Origin of the sequence: Devosia sp. CN2-171, assembly GCF_049354815.1 — a bacterium.
Lineage (GTDB): Bacteria > Pseudomonadota > Alphaproteobacteria > Rhizobiales > Devosiaceae > Devosia_A.
Map to the genome: position 1 here is coordinate 508345 of NZ_CP186479.1, position 21137 is coordinate 529481.

Sequence of the window (21137 nt, forward strand, 5' to 3'; positions counted from 1 at the left end):
TCGGCCCGGGCGCACTCGGCTGACCAGCCGAGTGCGCTTTTTTCTGGTTTGTAGCGCCGGGAAGCGGAGTTCTCCCTCCCGTACGCTTCGAGCGCACCTGGCCTTGAAGCCTTAGGGAGCGATTATGGCGTCCGCAGCCGAACAGCTGGCCAAGAATCTGAACTTCGGGACCTTCGCGAAGGCGAAGGCCCTTCAGCAGCGCATCTGGTTCACACTGGGTGCGCTTCTCGTTTATCGCCTCGGGACCTACATCCCGGTGCCCGGTATCGACCCCGATGCCTATGCGCTGACGTTCCAGAACGCCTCGCAGGGCATTTTCGGCATGTTCGACATGTTCGCCGGCGGTGCCGTGCAGCGCATGGCGATCTTTGCCCTGAACCTTATTCCCTACATCACGGCCTCGATCGTCGTGCAGGTCATCACCACCGCGTCGCCGCGGCTGGAAGCCCTGCGCAAGGAAGGCGAGAGCGGCCGGCGCAAGATCAACCAGTACACGCGCTATCTCGCGGTCGTGTTCTGCGCTGTGCAGGCCTACGGCATTGCCGTCGGGCTCGAGAGCAGCCAGGGCGTGGTGATCAATCCGGGCTGGTTCTTCCGTATCTCGACGGTGATCACCCTCGTTGGCGGCACCATGTTCCTGATGTGGCTGGGTGAGCAGATCACCTCGCGCGGCATCGGCAACGGTATCTCGCTGATCATCTTCGCCGGTATCGTGGCGAACCTGCCGGCGACGATCATCCAGACCCTCGAGCTGACCCGCACGGGCGGTATCGCGGGCTATTGGGGCCTGCTGCTGCCGGTCATCGCGATCGTCGTGATTGCCACGATCGTCTTCTTCGAGCGGGCACAGCGACGGCTGCTGATCCAGTATCCGAAGCGCCAGGTCGGCAACAAGATGTTCCAGGGCGACACGTCGCACCTGCCGCTGAAGCTCAACACCTCGGGCGTTATCCCGGTGATCTTCGGCTCGTCGCTGCTGCTGCTGCCTGCCACCATTGCGTCCTTCGCGGCGCAGGGTGACGCACCGCAGTGGCTGCAGGTGACCGCGGCTCTGCTCGGACGAGGCCAGCCGGCCTATCTGATCCTGTTCGCGGTGCTGATCATCTTCTTTGCGTTCTTCTACACCTCGATCGTGTTCAACCCCGCCGATACCGCCGACAATCTGAAGCGGTCGGGCGGGTTCATTCCGGGCATCCGCCCGGGTGAGCGTACGGCTCAGTACATCGACTACGTGCTGACCCGCATCACCGTGATCGGTGCGCTGTACCTGACGGTCATTGCCCTGATCCCCGAGCTGATCCATAGCCAGTTGAACGTCAGCCAGTTCATCGGCGGCACTTCGCTGCTGATTATCGTGACGGTCACTCTCGACACTGTGACGCAGATCCAGAGCCATCTGATTGCGCAACAGTACGAGGGTCTGGTGAAGCGTTCGCGGCTTGGGAGCAAGCGTAAATGAGGTTGATCCTCCTCGGCCCTCCGGGTGCCGGCAAGGGTACACAGGCCAAGGTGCTGATCGATAGCTACGGGATCCCGCAGCTCTCGACCGGCGACATCCTTCGGTCGGCCATCGCGGCCAAGACTCCGATGGGCCTCGCGGCCAAGGAAGTCATGGATCGCGGTGACTTGGTGTCTGACGCCATCGTCAACGGCATCGTGTCGGAGCGGCTGGACCAGGAAGACTGCAAGGCCGGCTTCATCCTCGACGGCTTTCCGCGGACCATTCCGCAGGCCGAGGCGCTGGATGGAATGCTCACGGAGAAGGGCATGGAGCTCGATGCCGTGATCGAGATCACCGCCGACCCGGACGTGCTTGTGCAGCGTATTGCCAAGCGGGCCAAGGAATCGGGCGTTGCCCGCGGTGACGACAATGAGGAGGTTCTGCGTAACCGCCTCAACGTCTATCGCGAGCAGACCGCGCCGCTTGTTGAGTTCTATCGCGGCAAGGGGCTGCTGAAGTCTGTCGACGGCACGCAGCCGGTAGATGATGTGACGGCAGCGATCCGCAGGGCCGTGCATAACTAGTATGACCGGGGCAGGGGCCTTGGCAGTTGACTCTGCCGGTCCGTGTCCTTATGAACCGCGCCAGTCTCATGGATTATCGGGCTGGATTCGGTTCCTCGCACACTGAGGGGTCGGACTCCGGTCCCTTGTCGTTATCAAACGGGTGGCTTCGGCTACCGACTAAAGGAGAGCGGACGTGGCTCGTATTGCTGGCGTCAATATCCCGACCAACAAGCGCGTTGTCATTGCGCTTCAGTACATCCACGGCATCGGCCCGAAGTTCGCCCAGGACATCACCACCAAGGTTGGTATCCCGGTCGAGCGTCGCGTCAACGACCTGACCGACGCCGAGGTGATCCAGATCCGCGAAGCCATCGACCGCGACTATGTCGTGGAGGGTGATCTCCGCCGGAACGTCGCGATGAACATCAAGCGGCTCATGGACCTCGGTAACTACCGTGGCCTGCGTCACCGCAAGGGTCTGCCGGTCCATGGCCAGCGCACCCACACCAATGCCCGCACCCGCAAGGGTCCGGCCAAGCCGATCGCCGGCAAGAAGAAGTAATTCGGGTCGCGGAGCACCTCTCCGCTGTCCTGATGTAGCTGCTGGAATTACGGCAGCGTCGATATCGAACTGAAGGAAGAAAATTGGCAAAGCCAGAAGTCGCGCGCGTAAAGCGCAAAGAGCGTAAGAACATCACCAACGGTGTGGCGCATGTGAATGCGTCGTTCAACAACACCATGGTCACCATCACCGACGTGCAGGGCAACACCATCTCGTGGTCGTCCTCGGGTGTGATGGGTTTCAAGGGTTCGCGTAAGTCGACCCCATATGCCGCCCAGGTTGCGGCGGAAGATGCGGCCCGCAAGGCCCAGGAACACGGCATGAAGACTCTCGAGGTCGAAGTTCGTGGTCCCGGTTCGGGTCGTGAATCGGCGCTCCGTGCGCTGCAGGCTGCTGGCTTCAACGTCACCAGCATCCGCGATGTCACCTCGATCCCGCACAATGGCTGCCGGCCGCGCAAGCGTCGCCGCGTCTGATTTGTCACGGTAGATCTCCCGGCGCGCGCACTCGCGCCGGGATAGGGACATTGCTTTGGACAGGCGGTTAGGCGGACCGCCCATTTGAAAGGACAATACCGTGACCATCCAGCGGAACTGGCAGGAACTCATCAAGCCGACCAAACTGGACATCGTTTCGGACAGCGGTAACGTGCGCGTCGCCTCGGTCGTGGCCGAGCCGCTTGAGCGCGGCTACGGCCTGACGCTTGGCAATGCTTTGCGCCGCGTGCTGCTTTCGTCACTCCAGGGTGCGGCTGTTACCGCAATCCAGATCGACGGCATCCTGCACGAGTTCTCCTCGTTGCCGGGTGTTCGCGAGGACATTACCGACCTGGTGCTGAACGTCAAGGAAATCGCCGTCAAGATGGCTGGCGAAGGTCCGAAGCGGCTGACGCTGACCAAGCAGGGCCCCGCGGCCGTGACGGCCGGCGACATCAAGGTGACCGGCGATATCGAAGTGCTGAACCCCGAGCTGGTGATCTGCCACCTCGACGATGGCGCCGAGATCAATATCGAGTTCACCGTCAACACCGGCAAGGGCTACGTCCCCGCCGCGAAGAACCGTCCCGAGGACGCTCCGATCGGCTATATCCCGGTCGATGCGCTGTTCTCCCCGGTCCGCCGCGTCTCCTACAAGGTCGACGCGACCCGTGCCGGCGAGAGCCTCGACAAGGACAAGCTGACGCTGACCGTCGAAACCAATGGCGGCATCTCGCCGGAAGACGCCGTGGCTTACGCCGCGCGTATCCTGCAAGACCAGCTGTCGGTCTTCGTCAACTTCGAAGAGCCTACCAAGGAGAAGGCCCAGGACTCCGTCCCGGAACTCGCCTTCAACCCGGCGCTGCTCAAGAAGGTCGACGAGCTCGAGCTCTCGGTCCGTTCGGCCAACTGCCTCAAGAACGACAACATCGTCTACATCGGCGATCTCATCCAGAAGACCGAAGCCGAGATGCTCCGCACCCCGAACTTCGGCCGCAAGTCGCTCAACGAGATCAAGGAAGTACTGGCTCAGATGGGCCTGCACCTTGGTATGGACGTGCCGAACTGGCCGCCTGAGAACATCGACGATCTGGCCAAGCGCTACGAAGATCACTATTAAGCTGGCCAACACCAGCCGCTAACCGCCCGTCGTGAGACGCCCGGGCCTTAGGGAGTAACAAAATGCGCCACGGTAATGCGAACCGTAAGCTCAACCGGACCTCGGCCCATCGCAAGGCCATGTTCGCCAACATGTCTGCCTCGCTGATCAAGCACGAGCAGATCGTGACCACCTTGCCCAAGGCCAAGGAACTGCGTCCGATCGTCGAGAAGCTGATCACGCTGGGCAAGCGTGGCGATCTGCATGCTCGCCGCCAGGCGATCGCACAGATGCGCGACGAGACCCAGGTGCAGAAGCTGTTCGGCGTTCTGGGCCCGCGTTATCAGGAGCGTCAGGGCGGTTACATCCGCATCCTCAAGGCCGGTTTCCGCTACGGCGACAATGCCGCTCTAGCGGTCATCGAGCTGGTCGATCGCGATCCCGATGCCAAGGGCAAGGACTCCGGTCCGGTGAATGTCGAGAGCGAGTCCGAGGCGGCATAAGCTGCTGCCCTCAGGCACACATTTCAAAGGCGGTCCGGTTGATCCGGGCCGCCTTTTTGTTTGACCGCGGAATTTAATGCGGGCCGTATAGCTACTCGTCTTGGGGAGAGTGAGCATGACTGAGCAGGGGCTGATCCTCGTCACCGGTGCAACCGGGTTCGTCGGCAAGTGGACGATCCTCGAGCTGCTGCGCAAAGGCTATCGGGTGCGCGGGACGGTGCGGTCGCTCACGCGCGCGGGGGAGGTCACGGACACGCTGGCCCGGGAGCTGGGGCAGGGGGCTCTCAGCAATCTCGAACTCGTCGAGGCTGATCTGCTCGACGACAAGGGCTGGGCCAAAGCCATGGCCGGCGTCAGCACGGTGCAGCACATCGCCACCGCCATCCGTGCCGATGAACCCAAGGACCAGGATCTCGTCATCCGGCCGGCCCTCGAGGGTACGCAGCGGGTGTTCCGCTTCGCCGACGCCGCCGGCATTAAGCGCATCATCATGACGTCCTCGATCGCCACCGTCGGCTATGGCCACGGCCAGACCAGCGGGCGGCGCGTGTACGACGAGACCTACTTCACCAACCTCGACAATATGAAGTGGACCTGGGCTTATTGCGTCGGCAAGACCCGGGCCGAGCAGTTCGCCTGGGCTTTCGCCAAGGAACACGGGATCGACCTGACCACGATCCATCCCGGTGCCATCATCGGTCCGGCGCTCGACGAGCATGCCAGCATCTCGCTGGGCATGGTCACGGGGCTGCTGGAGGGCAAGGTGCCGGCGACGCCGAGCAACGGCTTCTCGATCATCGATGTCCGCGATGTTGCCGCCCTGCATGTCGAAGCGCAGGAGAATCCGGAGACCTTCGGCCAGCGCTATCTCGCCACTGCCGAGTACACGCCGTTCCCGAAAGTGGCCGACATCGTGCGCGAGGCCTATCCGGACTGGGGGATCACGACGAAACGGGTGCCCGACTGGATCATCAAGTTGATCGCCAGCTTCGGCGGGCCGGCGCGGCAGATCATCAACGATATCGGCAACGAGAAGGTGTTCGACGGCGCCAAGGCCGAGAAGCTTCTCGGCCGGAAGTTCATCGGCGCCAGGGAGGCGATCCTCGCCACGGCGGAAAGCGTGATCAAGCTGGGGCTGGTAACAAAGCCCGTCCCGAAATAGCAGCCACTGCAAAACGCCTCCGCTTCAGAGCTTGAGCCAGATCAAGACCTGTGACGCCTGTGCCGTGCCAAGGTGACGCGAAGTCAAGCTGGAGCGATCACATGGCAACGATGAAGGCAGCGGTTGTACGGGAATTCGGCAAGCCACTGGTTATTGAAGAGCGGACAGTACCGACGCCCGGGGCGGGCGAGATTCTCGTCAAGTTCGAGGCGACCGGCGTCTGCCACACCGACCTGCACGCCGCCAATGGCGACTGGCCGGTGAAGCCAAGCCCGCCCTTCATCCCCGGGCACGAAGGCGTCGGCTATGTCGCTGCGGTGGGCGAGGGGGTGAAGCGCGTGAAGGAAGGCGACCGCGTAGGTGTGCCATGGCTGCACTCGGCCTGCGGCTACTGCCCCTACTGCCGGACCGGCTGGGAGACCCTGTGCGGGGCTCAGTCCAATACCGGCTACTCGGTGAACGGCAGCTTTGCCGGCTATGGTCTCGCCGATCCCGATTTTGTTGGACGTATTCCCGACGGGCTCGAGTTCGGACCGGCGGCGCCGGTGCTGTGCGCCGGGGTCACGGTCTACAAGGGTCTCAAGGAGACCGAAGTCCGGCCGGGCGAATGGGTGATCGTCTCGGGCATCGGCGGCCTCGGCCATATGGCGGTCCAGTATGCCAAGGCCATGGGCATGCACGTGGCCGCCGTCGATGTGCACGAGGACAAGCTTGACCTCGCGCGGTCCCTTGGTGCCGATCTCGCCATCAACGCCATAGCTCCGGATGCCGTGAGCCAGATGATCCGCGAGACCGGCGGCGGTGCGCACGGGGTGCTGGTTACCGCCGTCAGCCCGAAAGCCTTCGGACAGGCCTTCGGCATGCTGCGATCCAAGGGCACCATGGCAGTGGTCGGCCTGCCGCCGGGCGACATGGAACTGCCCATCTTTGCCACCGTGCTGAAGCGCATCACCGTGCGTGGTTCCATCGTCGGCACGCGGCAGGATCTCGAGGAGGCCCTTGAGTTCGCCGGCGAAGGCAAGGTGGCCCCACATTTCTCCTGGGACAAGCTCGAGAACATCAACGACATCTTCGCCCGCATGGAGCAAGGCAAGATCGACGGCCGGATCGTCCTCGACATGCACTGACGCCGCGGCAGCCACAGCTGGCTGCTTAGCCGCGGTCCAGTCCCCACGCGGCGTAAAGCTGATTGAGCTCGGCCATCGAGTCGAGCTCGATCATGGGCAGGCCTGCACTGCGCAGGTAGGTCCTGTCTCGCTCGCGCAGCTTGGGTTGCCGGACCAGGATCCAGCGCACCATTTCCCATTTGATGCTGTCTTTGTCGCCTGCGAGCGAGCCGATACGGCCGCGCTTCTCGAACAGCGTCCGCCACAGGTAGCGGCGGAAGTTGGCGAGGCGATTGTCCCCTAGCAGGATGATGCCGGTGGCGCGGGCGAAGCGCTTCGGCATAAGTCGGCTGTAGTTGCCCTCCATTACCCAGCGCTCCCCCAGGACGGCCTGGTCGTGGAGCGCGGCGAACTCCTCGTTCGATCGCTCCACCCAATCGGTGTCGGGCAGGTGACGAAACAGGTCGAGGTGATACGGCTCAGCCTCAAGCTTGTTCGCTAGCGCAACGGCGAGCGTCGACTTGCCGGCATTGGAGGGGCCGCAGATCATGATGCGCTCGCCCAGCGCCGACAATGGCAGCGTTTCCATGGACTTCCCCCTTCTTATCCCCTCGCACCGGGCGGGCCTTATACTGCACTCACCTCATCGATGCGAGATGCTACGCGGCATCGCGGTGAGGGTTCGGGCTGGAGGGGAGGCGTCTCGTCCAGGGTTTGGTGGAAGCGTCCGCTTTGCGCACCATCGGGGCCAAAAGACCGTTCGCTATGGGCGGGGCGAGAGTCCCAACCTTGTACAGTTTGGCGGACGACCGCCACAGGGACGAAGTCCCGCCCATGCCGCATCCTTGGAAGCGGCGAGACTGCACAAACCCCGATGGCAACAGCCAGTCGGGCCGTCGGTGTTTCGGCTTTCCTGCCATCGCCAGCCGCACTAAGTTGCGCGCCAAGTGGAGGAAGCCAGCATGTCGAAAGTCGTCATCATCGGTGGCAGCGGCCATGTCGGCACCTATCTGGTGCCCCGACTGGTCGAGGCCGGGCATCAGGTCGTCAATGTCGCCCGTGGTCACAAGCAGCCCTACCGTCCGCACGCCGCCTGGAAGCAGGTTGAAACGGTGATCCTCGATCGCGATGCGGCCGAGCATGAGCAGAGGTTCGGCTCAGCCATCGCGGCGCTCGAGGCCGATGTCGTCATCGACATGATCTCGTTCGTCCTGCCGCGCACGCAGCACCTCGTCGAAGCGCTCCGTGGCCGTATCCAGCACTTCATCCATTGCGGCACCATCTGGGTCTACGGCCACAACGCCACGGTACCGGCGACCGAGGACCAGCCGCTAAACCCCTTCGGCGAGTACGGCACGCAGAAGGCGGCAATGGAGACCTGGCTGCTCGGCGAGGCGCGGCGGGCGGGCTTTCCGGCCACCGTGTTCCGCCCCGGCCATATCGTCGGTCCCGGCTGGGATCCGCTCAACCCGGCCGGCCACTTCAACTCCGAGGTCTTCTCCAGCATCGCGCGGGGCGAACCGCTGGTGCTGCCGAACTTCGGCCTCGAGACCGTCCACCACGTCCATGCCGACGACCTGGCGCGGCTGGTCATGGCGATCATCGACAACCGCTCTGCCGCCGTGGGAGAGGCCTTCAACGCGGTGTCGCCGCAGGCCTTGAACCTGCGCGGCTATGCCGAGGCGATGTATCGCTGGTTCGGGCATGAGCCCCAGTTGCGCTACCTGCCGTTCGACCAGTGGCAGGCCATGCAGAGCCCCGACGAAGCCGCCGCGACCTGGGAGCACATCATCCGCAGCCCTAGCCATTCGATGGAGAAGGCGAAGCGCCTGCTCGGCTTCGTGCCGCGCTACTCCTCGCTAGAAGCGGTGCAGGAGGCGGTCAGCTGGCTCATCGCCAACGGCCGCGTCGCAAGTCCGCAAGACTAGTGAAATCGGCCCATGGCACCTCCTCGGCATCAGCAAAGAGGGAAAGCCATGTCGCTCCAGAGCTACGAGACGCGCGTCAACCGCGTCACCGCCTTCATCTATGATCACCTCGACGAGGCGCTCGATCTCGATCGTCTCGCCGATGTCGCCGCCATGTCCCGCTGGCACTGGCACCGCGTCTATTCCGCCATGCGCGGCGAAACCGTCGCCGCGGCGGTGCGCCGGTTGCGGCTGCAGCGAGCCGCGGCACTCCTCGTCAACGGCGAGGACAGCGTCGAGGATGTCGCCCGCCGCTCCGGCTACGACAACTTGCAGTCCTTCACCCGCATCTTCTCGGATGCCTACGGCATGCCGCCGGCGCGCTATCGCAAGGAAGGCAGCCATGCCGCCTTCAATCCGGCGCACAACGGCGCGCCGACGCTGCACTACGACATAGAGGTCCGGCACGTGCCAGCCAGGCGCCTTGTCGTGCAGCCGCATACCGGCAGCTACATGAACATCGGCAAGGCCTTTGGCGAGCTGTTCGGGCGGCTGGGGATGCTGGGCCTAGTCACCGGGAACTCCCGAATGATCGGCGCCTATCTCGACGATCCGAGCGCGGTCGAAGAGGGCAAGCTTCGCTCCCTCGCCGGTGCGCTCATCGAGGGGCCGGCTCCGGTCGGCATGGAAACCTACGACGTCGAAGCACGCGATTACGCGGTGCTTCGCTATAAGGGGCCGTATAGCGACATGCGCGCCGCCTACAACTGGATGTTCGGCACCTGGCTGCCGCAGTCGGGCCGGGAGGCCGCCGATGTACCGGTGCTGGAGGAGTATCTCAACAATCCCCGCGACACGCCGCCGGCAGAGCTGCTGACCGATCTCTACCTGCCGCTGGTGTGAAATCGCAGGCGCGGGGCAACGAAATTAATCCCCGCGCCCCCTTCACTGTGTCATTGGCCTTGTCTAACAAGGGCCAAGCAAACGATTGCAGAGAGGGTCAGCGCTCATGTCCACCATCATCGACGTCACCGGCCGGCAGGTCTTCGATAGCCGTGGCAATCCGACGGTTGAAGTCGACGTGGTTCTCGACGATGGCAGCTTCGGTCGTGCCATCGTCCCGTCGGGCGCCTCGACCGGTGCCCACGAGGCGGTGGAATTGCGCGATGGCGGCAAGCCGTTCCTCGGCAAGGGCGTGACCAAGGCGGTGGATTTCGTCAACACCGAGATATTCGCCGAGATTCAGGGCCTCGACGCCCTCGACCAGATCGGCGTCGATCGCACGCTCATCGAACTCGACGGCACGCCGAACAAGTCGCGGCTGGGCGCCAACGCCATCCTCGGCGTCTCGCTCGCCGTCGCCAAGGCGGCGGCCGACTCGAGCTCGCTGCCGCTCTACAAGTATGTCGGTGGCCCGAACGCCCACATTCTGCCGGTTCCGATGATGAACATCATCAATGGCGGCGCCCATGCCGACAACCCGATCGACATGCAGGAGTTCATGATCCTGCCGGTCGGCGCTGAGAGCATCGCTCATGCCGTGCAGATCGGCTCGGAAATCTTCCACACCCTCAAGAAGGGCCTCGCGGCAGACGGGCACAACACCAATGTCGGCGACGAGGGCGGCTTCGCGCCGAACCTGAAGTCGGCCGAGGCGGCGCTCGAGTACATCGTGAAGTCGATCGAGAAGGCCGGCTACTCCGCCGGCAAGGATGTCTATCTGGGCCTCGACTGTGCCTCCACTGAGTACTTCAAGGGCGGCAAGTATGAGATGGAAGGGGAGGGCAAGTCGCTGTCGTCGGAAGACAATGCGCGCTTCCTCGCCGGCCTCGTCGACAAGTTCCCGATCATCACCATCGAAGACGGCATGGCCGAGGACGACTGGGAGGGCTGGAAGTTCCTCACCGACCTTCTCGGCAAGACGACCCAGCTCGTCGGCGACGACCTGTTTGTCACCAACACCGAGCGCCTCAAGTCCGGCATCAAGATGGGCGTCGCCAACTCGATCCTCGTCAAGGTGAACCAGATCGGTTCGCTCTCCGAGACGCTCGACGCCGTCGATACCGCGCACCGCGCCGCGTACACTTCTGTGATGTCGCACCGCTCCGGCGAAACCGAGGACTCGACGATCGCCGACCTCGCCGTCGCCTGCAACTCGGGCCAGATCAAGACCGGCTCGCTCAGCCGCTCGGATCGGCTGGCGAAGTACAACCAGCTCATCCGCATCGAAGAGCAGCTGGGCTCGGCCGCCAGATACGCCGGCCGCTCGATCCTCAAGGGCTGAGGGTTCAACAGATGATGCGGGCCCTCGTCTACGAACGATACGGCCCGCCAGAAGCTCTGCGGCTGGAGCAGGTGCCCCGGCCGCAGCCTGGCCCCGGCGAGGTGCTGGTGCGCGTTCGCGCCGCCTCGGTGAACTCCCGGGACTGGGATCTGCTCACCGGCACCTTGATGGGCCGCATAGGCTCGCCGTTCCGCCCGCCACACAAGATTCTCGGCGCCGATATCGCCGGCACGATCGAGGCCGTGGGGCAGGGTGTCAGCCAGTTCAGCCCAGGTGATGCCGTGTTCGGCGACCTGTCCGGAGGCAGCTGGGGCGGCTTTGCCGACTATGTCAGCGCCGTCGCCGCCGCTCTCGCGCCTGTCCCTTCTGGCCTCGATTTTGTGAAGGCGGCCGCCCTGCCGCAGGCCGGCGCCCTTGCACTGCAGGGCCTGCGCTGCCGCCCATCGCTGGGCGCTGGCGACGCCGTCCTGCTCAATGGTGCCGGGGGCGGCGTCGGCACGGTAGCTCTCCAGATCGCCAAGGGGCTAGGCGCCACGGTGACGGCGGTCGACAGGAGTGAGAAGCGGGAGCGCCTTCTGGCGCTCGGCGCGGACGCTTTCATCGACTATCGCGAAGCCGACTTCATCACCGATCCGGATCGCTACGATCTCATCCTCGATGTCGTGGCCAGACACTCGCCGAACGCTTTTTCGCGCTGCCTCCGCGATCGCGGCAACCTGGTGGTGATCGGCGGGACGCTGTCCAGCATCCTAGGCGTTGCGGCGCTCGGCCCCCTGGTTGGCCGGAAGCGCGACCAGCGCCTCGAACTTCTCATTCATCGCCCGTCGACTGCGGACTTCACCGATCTGGCCGAGCGGTGCCTCGCGGGTACTCTGACGCCGGTCATCGACAGCGTCTATCCGCTGGCTGATGGGGCAGAGGCGCTGCGCCGGCTCGGCAGCGGCCTCGCCTTCGGAAAGGTGATCATCACGCCCGATGGCTGACCGTTCGCGAGGGGGGTAGGTAGTCTTGCCCGCAACCACCCGTTAAGTTCCCCTGAACTATGTTGGGTGGGTTCATCAAACGGTCCCGTCCATGCCCACCCGCCTCAAACGCCCTGCCTTCTGGCGCCACGTCGCCGTGGCTCTCGGCCTGATCGCGTTCCAGGGCTATCTGGGCTATAGCGTGGTCACCGGCCAGTTCGGCATCGAGAGCCAGGATGCGCTCGAGGCAGAGATCGACGAACTCAATGCCAAGTCCGGTGCGCTGCAGGCCGAGATCGATTCCTACCGGCATCGGATCGACCTGTTCCAGACCACCAAGCTCGACCCGGATCTCGTCTCCGAACGGGCGAGGGCGCTGTTGTCGATGGCCCAGGCGAACGACATCGTGGTGATGATCGACCCACGAACCGGAAAACCTATTTCTGGTTCATCTGCGCCGTCAACCGCGGGTGAGTTAACCGGAATTATCGAAGACGGCATAGACTGATAGCGCCGTTTCCTAGAGTCATTCCAGGATTCGCTTCCGTCACATTATTGCGCTAACATTCCTCGGTTCGCGAGCTTCCGCCGCGGACACGATGCGGCATACCCATATTTCGGAGCTTCGCCCATGGCGCGTAAAGCGGTGGCCAAAACGGCCCAGTCCAACGTCCCCGAACTGACCAAGGAACAGGAACTCTCCGCTTACCGCGACATGCTGCTGATCCGCCGCTTTGAGGAGAAGGCCGGCCAGATGTATGGCATGGGCCTGATCGGCGGCTTCTGTCACCTCTATATCGGTCAGGAAGCCGTGGTCACCGGAATCACTATGGCGTCCAAGAAGGGCGAGGACGCCCAGATCACCGGATACCGCGATCACGGCCACATGCTGGTCATGGGCCTCGATCCCAAGGGTGTGATGGCCGAACTCACCGGACGCCAGGGCGGCCTGTCGAAGGGTAAGGGCGGCTCGATGCACATGTTCTCCAACGAGCATCGCTTCTACGGCGGCAACGGCATCGTCGGCGCACAGGTGTCTCTCGGCACCGGCCTCGCCTTTGCCAGCAAATACCGCAACGACGGCACGGTTTCGATCTCGTATTTCGGTGACGGCGCGGCCAACCAGGGTCAGGTCTATGAGAGCTTCAACATGGCCAAGCTCTGGAACCTGCCGGCCGTCTACATCGTCGAGAACAACCGCTACGGCATGGGCACCTCGGTCGAGCGCGCCTCCGGCCAGCCCGATTTCAGTAAGCGCGGCATCTCCTTCGGCATCGAGGGTGAGCAGGTCGACGGCATGGATGTCCGCCTCGTGCACGACGCCGCCAAGCGCGCCATCGAGCACGCCCGCTCCGGCAAGGGGCCGTACATCCTCGAGATGCTGACCTACCGCTACCGCGGCCACTCCATGTCCGATCCGGCCAAGTACCGTTCGAAGGACGAAGTCTCGACCATGCGCGCCGAGCGCGATCCGATCGAGCAGGTGAAGGCGCGGATCCTTGAGAAGCGCTACGGCACCGAAGAGTGGCTCAAGGAAGTCGAGACCGAGATCCGTGCCATCGTCACCGAGGCGGCAGATTTCGCGACCTCCGATCCGGAGCCGGCCGCGTCCGAGCTCTGGACCGATATCTACGCTCCGGCGTGAGGACCGGCTGGTGCTCGGCATCCTCATTGCGTTGGTCGCCGCTGCAATCCTCGGCGCCTGGGCGGTGGCTTTGATGTCGGCCGTGCAAATCATCGGGCTGGTGCCGGCAGGGCAGCGCCTGAAGAGCTGGTTCGCCCTCGGCGGCTGGCGCTTTGGCGAGATCCGCGCCGCCGGCGGCCCTTCGGTGGAGCCGCATCTGCGGCGCTACCAGATGGCCTTCCTGGCCTTCATCGTCGCCGTGATCGGCGTTGCGGTGCTCGGCATCGTCCTTGGCGCCGCGCAGCAGAACAATTTACATGAGGACCCGACGGTCCTCGCCAATCCATCCTCCAGTTCGGAGAGCTGAATGCCCACGATCCTCATGCCCGCGCTGTCGCCGACCATGGAGGAGGGGAAACTCTCCAAGTGGCTGGTCAAGGAAGGCGACACGGTAAAACCCGGCGACGTATTGGCCGAGATCGAGACCGACAAGGCGACAATGGAAGTCGAGAGCGTCGACACCGGCGTCGTCAACAAGATCATCGTGCCCGAGGGTACCGAGGGCGTGAAGGTGAATGCACCGATCGCCATCGTGCTTGGTGAAGGGGAAGAGCCCGGCGAGGTCAATGCCGAACCCGCCCAGCGCCTGCCTGAGCCGGTATCCGCCGCAGCGGTTGCGGAGGCCGTGGCGTCGCCGACGCCGGTCGCTCCCGCCGGCGTTGCTCCCGTCGCGATCCTCGAAGTTGCCTCCGACCCCGACCTGCCGGAAGGCGTCGAGATGGTCGAAATGACGGTGCGCCAGGCGCTCAACGAGGCCATGGCCGAAGAGATGCGCCGCGACCCAGACATCTTCCTTATGGGCGAGGAAGTGGCCGAGTACCAGGGCGCCTACAAGATCAGCCAGAACCTGCTGCAGGAGTTCGGCTCCAAGCGCGTCATCGACACCCCGATCACTGAGCACGGCTTTGCCGGCCTCGCCGTCGGCGCAGCCTTCGCCGGTCTTCGCCCCATCGTCGAGTTCATGACCTGGAACTTCGCCATGCAGGCGATCGACCAGATCATCAACTCCGCCGCCAAGCAGCTCTACATGTCGGGTGGCCAGGTCTCGGCGCCGATCGTCTTCCGTGGCCCGAACGGAGCGGCGGCCCGCGTCGGCGCGCAGCACAGCCAGGACTACTCGGCCTGGTACAGCCATGTTCCCGGCCTTCACGTCGTCGCGCCGTTCTCGGCCGCCGACGCCAAGGGCCTGCTCAAGGCGGCGATCCGCTCGAACACGCCGATCGTCTTCCTCGAGAACGAAATCCTCTACGGCTCGACCGGCCTCGTGCCCAAGGTCGACGACTACGTGCTGCCAATCGGCAAGGCGCGCATCGCCCGCCAGGGCAAGGACGTGACCATCGTCTCGTTCTCGATGGGCATGCGCTACGCCACTCAGGCCACAGAGAAGCTGGTCGCCGCCGGCGTCGATGTCGAGCTGATCGACCTCCGCACCCTGCGTCCGATGGACACCAAGACCGTCATCGAGTCGGTCAAGAAGACCGGGCGCCTGGTCACCGTTGAGGAAGGCTGGCCGCAGGGCGGCATCGGTGCCGAACTGGCCGCCGTGGTGGTCGCCGAGGCGTTCGACTATCTCGACGCCCCGCCGACCCGCGTCACCGGCAAGGACGTGCCGATGCCCTACGCCGCCAACCTCGAAAAGCTGGCGCTCCCGAGCGTCGACGAGGTCATCGCGGCGGTGAATGCCGTGACGTATCGGAGTTAAGGCGATGGCGGATGAGGTTCCAATTCCGGAACAAGCGCTGTCCGACCCTGCGGCTTTCGAGGTCTTTCGGGTCTGGTTTGCGCACAACTCCATGTTTATGGGGCTCGGACGTCGCTTTGATGACCCAGCGTTGTGGGGCGTGATCCTGGCCCAGGTAGCCAAAGAGGCTGCAAAACTCTACGCCAACGACCTGGGAATGTCCCAGGTCAGCGCGCTTCTTGCCATGAAGCAGCAGTTCGATGAGGAGTGGATTGCCTTCAGCTCCACTATCGTGAAATGAGCATGGACACGGAAGACCAGAAGTTCCTCGATGCCGCCTATGCGGAGGCTCAGCTCGGGCTCTCCGAGGGCGGTATTCCGATTGGCTCGGTGCTTGTCCGCAACGGCGAGATCATCGGGCGCGGGCATAACCGGCGGGTGCAGAAGGGTGATCCGATCCTGCATGGCGAGATGGATGCGATCCAGAACGCCGGCCGGCAGCGCACCTACAAGGATGTCACCTGCTACACCACGCTCAGCCCCTGCATGATGTGCACCGGCACCATCATCCAGTTCGGCATCTCCCGTGTGGTCGTAGCGGAGAGCAAGAATTTCAAAGGGTTCCAGGATGTCATGACGCTGGCAGGCGTCGACGTGGTCGACTACCACGAAGAGCGCTGCGAGCACATGATGGCGGATTTCATCGCCGCGCATCCGGAACTCTGGAACGAAGATATCGGCGAGTAAGGCACCATGAGCATCAACATCACCATGCCCGCGCTCTCTCCCACGATGGAGGAGGGCAAGCTCGCCAAGTGGCACGTCAAGGAGGGCGATAAAGTCTCCTCCGGCGACGTGATCGCAGAGATCGAGACCGACAAGGCGACCATGGAAGTCGAGTCGATCGACGAGGGTACGGTCGGCAAGATCGTCGTGCCCGAGGGTACCGAAGGCGTGAAGGTCAACGCCGTGATCGCCATCATCCTCACGGAAGGCGAGAGCGCAGCGGATGTGAAGGCCCCGCCCGCTCCGGCCGCAGCGCCCGCTCCGGCTCCGGTCGCCAAAGCTCCAGAAGCGGCGCCTGCCGCAGCCCCGGCTCCCGCCGCCGCTGCTCCCGTGGCGGCCAAGCCCGCGGCTGCTCCGGCTTCCGCGGCAGCTCCCGCCCCCGCAGCAGCAAACGGCACACGCGTCTTCGCCTCGCCGCTGGCCAAGCGGCTCGCCAAGGAAGCGGGCATCGAACTCTCTGCCGTCTCCGGTACCGGCCCGCACGGCCGCGTGGTGAAGGCCGACATCGAAGCCGCCAAGTCGGGCAAGACGCCGCTCAAGGCCGCTCCGGCTCCCGCGGCAGCCGCGGCTACCGGCGGCGCTGCACTCGCTGGCGGCATGACCAAGGCGCAGGTGCTCGCACTCTATCCCGAGGGGAGCTACGAGCTCGTGCCGAACGACGGCATGCGCAAGGTCGTCGCCGCGCGCCTCACCGAGAGCAAGCAGACCGTTCCGCACTTCTACCTGTCGCTCGATTGCAAGATCGACGCGCTGCTGGAAGCGCGCGAGCAGATCAATGCTGCGGCGCCCAAATCCAAGGACGGCAAGCCCGAGTACAAGCTTTCGGTCAACGACTTCGTCATGAAGGCCTGGGCGGCCGCCTTGATGAAGGTGCCGACCGCCAACGCCACCTGGGCCGGGGACTCGATCCTCTACCACAAGCATGCCGACGTGGCGGTTGCCGTTGCGGTGCCGGGCGGCCTCTTCACCCCGGTGGTCAAGGCCTGCGATACGAAGTCGCTGCGCAAAATCTCCGAGGAAGTGAAGGACCTCGCCACCCGTGCTCGCGGCAAGAAGCTGGCGCCGCACGAGTACCAGGGCGGTTCGTCGTCCGTGTCCAATCTCGGCATGTACGGCATCAAGAACTTCCAGGCGGTGATCAACCCGCCGCACGGCACGATCCTCGCGGTCGGCGCCGGAGAAGAGCGTGTCTATGTCGAGAAGGGCCAGATCAAGACCGGCAACTTCATGACCGTGACGCTCAGCTGTGACCACCGCTCGGTCGACGGAGCGCTGGGCGCCGAAGTTCTTGCCGCGTTCAAGGGCCTGATCGAAACCCCCGTGATGATGCTGGCTTGAGGCCGAGATGAGCAAGCTCCTCGCGGCTATGTTGCTGGCTGTCGCTGTGTCTGTCGCGGCGACCGGTGCACAGGCCGAGATTGCTGTTGAGAAGGTGGGCGCGTCGGGCATCAAGAAGGTCGCCGCCGCGTCTGGCGCCGAGATCAAGGCGTTTTTCTCCGATCACACTTTCATCATGAGATCGCGGAATTCCACCGCGGCGTATCCGTTCAACGGTGCGTCATTTGTCTATTTTGCTCCGAGTGGCCGCTTGGCCCTGTGGCGCGGTCTGGCGGGCGACCTGACGGTCAAAGGCGGAACCTGGGAAGCTGGCTGGCTAGGCGACAACGAAACGTTGCTGTGCATGGACTTTGACGGGATCAACCAGGGCGGCTCCTGTGTCGTTCTGGAATCCGCACGAACTTTGATCGAGCAGCGCGCGGCTGGAAACGTGTTCGGTTTGAAGGCTGGAGCCACCGGCCCAATCCCGCTGCGGGGCGGGCAGGTCGACTTTAAGTTCGTCGCAAAGCAATTGGGGCTCTGAGATGAAAACCATCCTCGCCTTCGGCGACAGCCTGACGTTCGGCGCCAACCCGATCCCGGGCGGTGCGCGCCATGCCTATGAAGATCGCTGGCCGACAGCGCTCGAGAAGGCGCTCGGCGGCAAGGCACGCGTGATCGCCGAGGGTCTTGGCGGCCGGACCACGGTCCACGACGACTGGTGGGATGCGGCGGATCGCAACGGCTCGCGCATCTTGCCGACGCTGCTCTCGTCGCACTCGCCGCTCGATCTCGTCATCATCATGCTCGGCACTAACGACCTGAAGCCGTTCCACGGCCGTACCGCGCAAGAAGCGGCCAACGGCATGCGCCGGCTGGTCCAGATCGTGCGCGGGCACTACCAGAAGCCCGGCGACATCGCCCCCGAGATCATCCTCGTCGCCCCGCCGCATCTCAGCGAGACGGACCATCCTGAGATGATGCTTCATTTCGGCGACGACGCGATCCTGCAGTCGAAGCTCTTCGCCCGCTGGTACAAGCAGCGCGCCGAGGAATACGGCACCGGCTTCTTCGACGCGTCGACTGTTGCGCAGCCCCATCCGGCCGATGGCGTCCATCTTGACCCCGAGAATACCCGCAAGATCGGCGAGGGCATTGCCCCGCTGGTGAAAGAGGTGCTGGGCCTGTGACCGCGCCGATCACCATCCGCCCGGCCATCAAGGCCGATGCGACCGAGGTGGCGCTGCTGGTCAACATCGCGACCCATGGCGGTGTCGGCATGGGCTGGCGTAACGATGCCCGGGCCGAGGGCACATACGATCCGGCGGAAGTCGGGCGTCTGGATATGCTGGACGAGAGCAGCGATCTCAACTGGCGCAATGCCTACATGGCGGAGAGTGACGGCGAGATCGTTGGCATGGTGCTTGGCTATCCAGAACCCGACGTCATGCCGCCGATGCCGCCGGTTCCGAGGGCCGCGACCTTCCTGAGGCCGATTGTCGAGCTCGAGTGGCTCGCCGGGGGCAAGTGGTTCCTCTCCATGCTCGCGGTCCACACGACCTGGCGCGGCAAGGGGATCGGCGGAAAGCTCATCGCACTCGCTGAGGAAAAGCGGGCCGAAACCGGACGATCGGGTCTCGCCCTGATCGTCGAAGACAAGAACACCGGCGCGCGCCAACTCTATGAGCGCGACGGCTTCTCGGTCGCCGCTGCGCGACCGATGCAGCAATATCCGGATGGAACGCAGCCGGGCAAAGACTGGCTCTTGATGGTGAAGGACATTTAGCATGGCTGACCAATACGATCTCATCGTCATCGGCGCCGGCCCCGGCGGCTATGTCGCGGCGATCCGCGCGGCACAGCTGGGCCTCAAGACTGCAATCGTCGAGCGCGAGCACATGGCCGGCATCTGCTCCAACTGGGGCTGCATCCCAACCAAGGCCCTGCTGCGCACGGCCGAGGTTTATGGCCATATGGCGCACGCCAAAGACTACGGGCTGATGGCTGAACAGTTCGGCTTCGACCTCGACGCCATCGTCAAGCGCTCGCGCGGTATTGCGGCGCAGATGAACAATGGCGTCCAGTTCCTGATGAAGAAGAACAAGGTCGACATCATCTGGGGCGAGGCGGTGCTGACCTCGCCGACCGAGATCAAGGTAGCGCCGACTAAGAAAGCCATCGTGCAGCCGCAGGGCCCAATCCCCAAGAACGCGCTGGGTGAGGGCACCTACAAGGCCAAGAACATCATCATAGCCACCGGGGCGCGACCGCGCGTGCTGCCGGGCATCGAGCCCGATGGCGAGAAGATCTGGACTTACTTCGAGGCGATGAAGCCGGCGAAGTTCCCGAAATCGCTAGTGATCATGGGCTCTGGGGCCATCGGCATGGAGTTCGCGAGCTTCTACCGCTCGCTCGGCGCCGAGGTGACGGTGGTCGAGCTGCTGCCGACCATCCTGCCGGTCGAGGATGCCGAGATCGCCGCGCATGTGAAAAAGCGCTTCGAGAAGCGCGGCATCAAGATCATCACCGATGCCAAGGTGTCGAAGGTCGAAAAGACCAAGGACGGCATCGTTGCGCATATCGAACCCAAGACCGGCGAGAAATCGCAAATCGCAGCCGATGCTCTGATCTCCGCCGTGGGCGTGCAGTGCAACTCCGAGAACCTCGGCCTCGAGGCGCTGGGCGTGAAGATCGACCGTGGCGCCATCTCCATCGACCACTATGGCCGCACCAATGTGCCGAGCATCTGGGCCATCGGCGATGTGGCCGGCCCGCCGATGCTGGCGCACAAGGCCGAGCACGAGGCTGTCATCACCGTTGAGACCATCGCTGGCCTCAAGGGCGTGCACGGGCTCAACAAGCTGCAGGTGCCCGGCTGTACCTATTGCGAGCCGCAGATTGCCAGCGTCGGACTGACCGAGGCCAAGGCCAAGGAAGCCGGTCGGGAGATCAAGGTCGGCCGCTTCCCGTTCGTCGGTAACGGCAAAGCCATCGCGCTGGGGGAGCCCGAGGGTCTCGTAAAGACCATCTTCGATGCCAAGACTGGCGAGCTCCTGGGCGCGCACATGGTCGGTGCGGAAGTCACCGAGCTGATCCAGGGCTTCGTCGTCGCCATGGGCCTCGAGACCACCGAGGAAGACCTGATGCACACGATCTTCCCGCATCCGACGTTGTCGGAAACGATGAAGGAAAGCGTGCTCGATGCCTACGGCCGTGCCCTGAACATCTAGCAATGGACCACCCGATCCCTCCCGAGGACATCCCGCTCATGTCGCCTGAGATCACCTCACTCCTCATCTTCCTCGCCATTGGCCTTCTAGCCGGCTGGATCGCGAGCCTGATCCTCGGTGGCGGCGGGCTACTGCGGAACCTGATCGTCGGCGTCATCGGTTCTTTCGTCGGCGGCTACCTGCTCACGCTGGCCAAGGTGGAACTGCCGATCGGTAACGCCCTCGTCAGCCAGATCGTCACGGCCACCATTGGTGCTATCGTTGTGATCCTCGTGGCACGACTCGTCGCCAAGTAGGGGTGCGCCGGGGTTGAACCAGCGATGTCGCAACGCGATATCGAGGCTGGGTCAATCGAGGGTAAGATGATGGGT

General features: G+C 64.0%; 25 protein-coding genes. 24 read left to right on the forward strand and 1 reads right to left on the reverse strand.

Annotation, left to right across the window (positions count from 1 at the left end; translation table 11 throughout):
• The first annotated feature begins 124 nt into the window (after positions 1-124).
• The 8 genes from secY (at position 125) to adhP (ending at position 6936) form a co-directional block, all read left to right on the forward strand.
• Positions 125-1459, forward strand: a complete 1335-nt coding sequence (secY, locus tag ACOYW5_RS02640) for a preprotein translocase subunit SecY (protein ID WP_423067710.1) — start codon at positions 125-127, stop codon at positions 1457-1459.
• Complete coding sequence (locus ACOYW5_RS02645; RefSeq protein WP_423067711.1) at positions 1456-2025, forward strand: adenylate kinase; 570 nt, start codon at positions 1456-1458, stop codon at positions 2023-2025. The genes secY and ACOYW5_RS02645 overlap by 4 nt, the downstream gene beginning before the upstream one ends.
• A gap of 175 nt (positions 2026-2200) precedes the next feature.
• Positions 2201-2569 carry a 30S ribosomal protein S13 gene (rpsM, locus tag ACOYW5_RS02650; RefSeq protein ID WP_423067712.1) on the forward strand — a complete coding sequence of 123 codons (369 nt, stop codon included), beginning with the start codon at positions 2201-2203 and terminating at the stop codon, positions 2567-2569.
• Positions 2570-2652: 83 nt separating this feature from the next.
• Entirely contained in the window at positions 2653-3045 is a 393-nt protein-coding gene (gene rpsK, locus ACOYW5_RS02655) for a 30S ribosomal protein S11 (protein WP_423067713.1), read from the forward strand.
• 100 nt (positions 3046-3145) lie between these two features.
• A complete protein-coding gene (locus ACOYW5_RS02660; protein WP_423067714.1) occupies positions 3146-4165 on the forward strand; it encodes a DNA-directed RNA polymerase subunit alpha in 1020 nt (339 codons plus the stop codon).
• Positions 4166-4227: 62 nt separating this feature from the next.
• On the forward strand, positions 4228-4647 hold the full coding sequence (gene rplQ, locus ACOYW5_RS02665; protein WP_423067715.1) for a 50S ribosomal protein L17: 420 nt from the start codon (positions 4228-4230) through the stop codon (positions 4645-4647).
• Positions 4648-4762: 115 nt separating this feature from the next.
• Positions 4763-5809 (forward strand): NAD-dependent epimerase/dehydratase family protein, encoded by a 1047-nt coding sequence (locus ACOYW5_RS02670; protein ID WP_423067716.1) that lies wholly within the window; start codon positions 4763-4765, stop codon positions 5807-5809.
• Positions 5810-5910: 101 nt separating this feature from the next.
• On the forward strand, positions 5911-6936 hold the full coding sequence (gene adhP, locus ACOYW5_RS02675) for an alcohol dehydrogenase AdhP (protein WP_423067717.1): 1026 nt from the start codon (positions 5911-5913) through the stop codon (positions 6934-6936).
• Positions 6937-6961: 25 nt separating this feature from the next.
• Here the strand turns inward: adhP and ACOYW5_RS02680 are convergent, their stop codons facing one another.
• Positions 6962-7504, reverse strand: a complete 543-nt coding sequence (locus ACOYW5_RS02680; RefSeq protein WP_423067718.1) for an AAA family ATPase — start codon at positions 7502-7504, stop codon at positions 6962-6964.
• Positions 7505-7877: 373 nt separating this feature from the next.
• Between ACOYW5_RS02680 and ACOYW5_RS02685 the strand changes: the two genes are divergently transcribed.
• The 16 genes from ACOYW5_RS02685 to ACOYW5_RS02760 all read left to right on the forward strand — a co-directional run bounded on the left by ACOYW5_RS02685 (position 7878) and on the right by ACOYW5_RS02760 (position 21062).
• A complete protein-coding gene (locus tag ACOYW5_RS02685) occupies positions 7878-8843 on the forward strand; it encodes an NAD-dependent epimerase/dehydratase family protein (RefSeq protein ID WP_423067719.1) in 966 nt (321 codons plus the stop codon).
• A gap of 48 nt (positions 8844-8891) precedes the next feature.
• A complete protein-coding gene (locus ACOYW5_RS02690) occupies positions 8892-9725 on the forward strand; it encodes an AraC family transcriptional regulator (RefSeq protein WP_423067720.1) in 834 nt (277 codons plus the stop codon).
• Positions 9726-9831: 106 nt separating this feature from the next.
• Positions 9832-11106: a phosphopyruvate hydratase gene (eno, locus tag ACOYW5_RS02695; protein WP_423067721.1), complete on the forward strand. Its 1275-nt coding sequence runs from the start codon at positions 9832-9834 to the stop codon at positions 11104-11106.
• An 11-nt stretch (positions 11107-11117) separates the two neighbouring features.
• On the forward strand, positions 11118-12089 hold the full coding sequence (locus ACOYW5_RS02700) for an NAD(P)-dependent alcohol dehydrogenase (RefSeq protein WP_423067722.1): 972 nt from the start codon (positions 11118-11120) through the stop codon (positions 12087-12089).
• Between the two features lie 91 nt (positions 12090-12180).
• Entirely contained in the window at positions 12181-12576 is a 396-nt protein-coding gene (locus ACOYW5_RS02705; protein WP_423067723.1) for an FtsB family cell division protein, read from the forward strand.
• A gap of 123 nt (positions 12577-12699) precedes the next feature.
• On the forward strand, positions 12700-13713 hold the full coding sequence (gene pdhA / locus ACOYW5_RS02710) for a pyruvate dehydrogenase (acetyl-transferring) E1 component subunit alpha (RefSeq protein ID WP_423067724.1): 1014 nt from the start codon (positions 12700-12702) through the stop codon (positions 13711-13713).
• A gap of 10 nt (positions 13714-13723) precedes the next feature.
• Complete coding sequence (locus ACOYW5_RS02715; RefSeq protein ID WP_423067725.1) at positions 13724-14059, forward strand: hypothetical protein; 336 nt, start codon at positions 13724-13726, stop codon at positions 14057-14059.
• 36 nt (positions 14060-14095) lie between these two features.
• Positions 14096-15454 (forward strand): pyruvate dehydrogenase complex E1 component subunit beta, encoded by a 1359-nt coding sequence (locus ACOYW5_RS02720; RefSeq protein WP_423069391.1) that lies wholly within the window; start codon positions 14096-14098, stop codon positions 15452-15454.
• Positions 15455-15458: 4 nt separating this feature from the next.
• Entirely contained in the window at positions 15459-15734 is a 276-nt protein-coding gene (locus tag ACOYW5_RS02725) for a DUF5076 domain-containing protein (protein WP_423067726.1), read from the forward strand.
• A 2-nt stretch (positions 15735-15736) separates the two neighbouring features.
• Complete coding sequence (locus ACOYW5_RS02730) at positions 15737-16180, forward strand: nucleoside deaminase (RefSeq protein WP_423067727.1); 444 nt, start codon at positions 15737-15739, stop codon at positions 16178-16180.
• Between the two features lie 6 nt (positions 16181-16186).
• The gene (locus tag ACOYW5_RS02735; protein WP_423067728.1) at positions 16187-17557 is read left to right on the forward strand and encodes a pyruvate dehydrogenase complex dihydrolipoamide acetyltransferase; all 1371 of its coding nucleotides are present in this window, start codon (positions 16187-16189) and stop codon (positions 17555-17557) included.
• Between the two features lie 7 nt (positions 17558-17564).
• Positions 17565-18080 (forward strand): hypothetical protein, encoded by a 516-nt coding sequence (locus tag ACOYW5_RS02740; protein WP_423067729.1) that lies wholly within the window; start codon positions 17565-17567, stop codon positions 18078-18080.
• A 1-nt stretch (position 18081) separates the two neighbouring features.
• Positions 18082-18726: an SGNH/GDSL hydrolase family protein gene (locus ACOYW5_RS02745; protein ID WP_423067730.1), complete on the forward strand. Its 645-nt coding sequence runs from the start codon at positions 18082-18084 to the stop codon at positions 18724-18726.
• A complete protein-coding gene (locus tag ACOYW5_RS02750) occupies positions 18723-19322 on the forward strand; it encodes a GNAT family N-acetyltransferase (protein WP_423067731.1) in 600 nt (199 codons plus the stop codon). The genes ACOYW5_RS02745 and ACOYW5_RS02750 overlap by 4 nt, the downstream gene beginning before the upstream one ends.
• Position 19323: 1 nt before the next feature.
• Positions 19324-20766: a dihydrolipoyl dehydrogenase gene (gene lpdA, locus ACOYW5_RS02755; protein ID WP_423067732.1), complete on the forward strand. Its 1443-nt coding sequence runs from the start codon at positions 19324-19326 to the stop codon at positions 20764-20766.
• Positions 20767-20804: 38 nt separating this feature from the next.
• Complete coding sequence (locus ACOYW5_RS02760; protein WP_423069392.1) at positions 20805-21062, forward strand: GlsB/YeaQ/YmgE family stress response membrane protein; 258 nt, start codon at positions 20805-20807, stop codon at positions 21060-21062.
• The last annotated feature ends 75 nt before the right edge of the window (positions 21063-21137 follow it).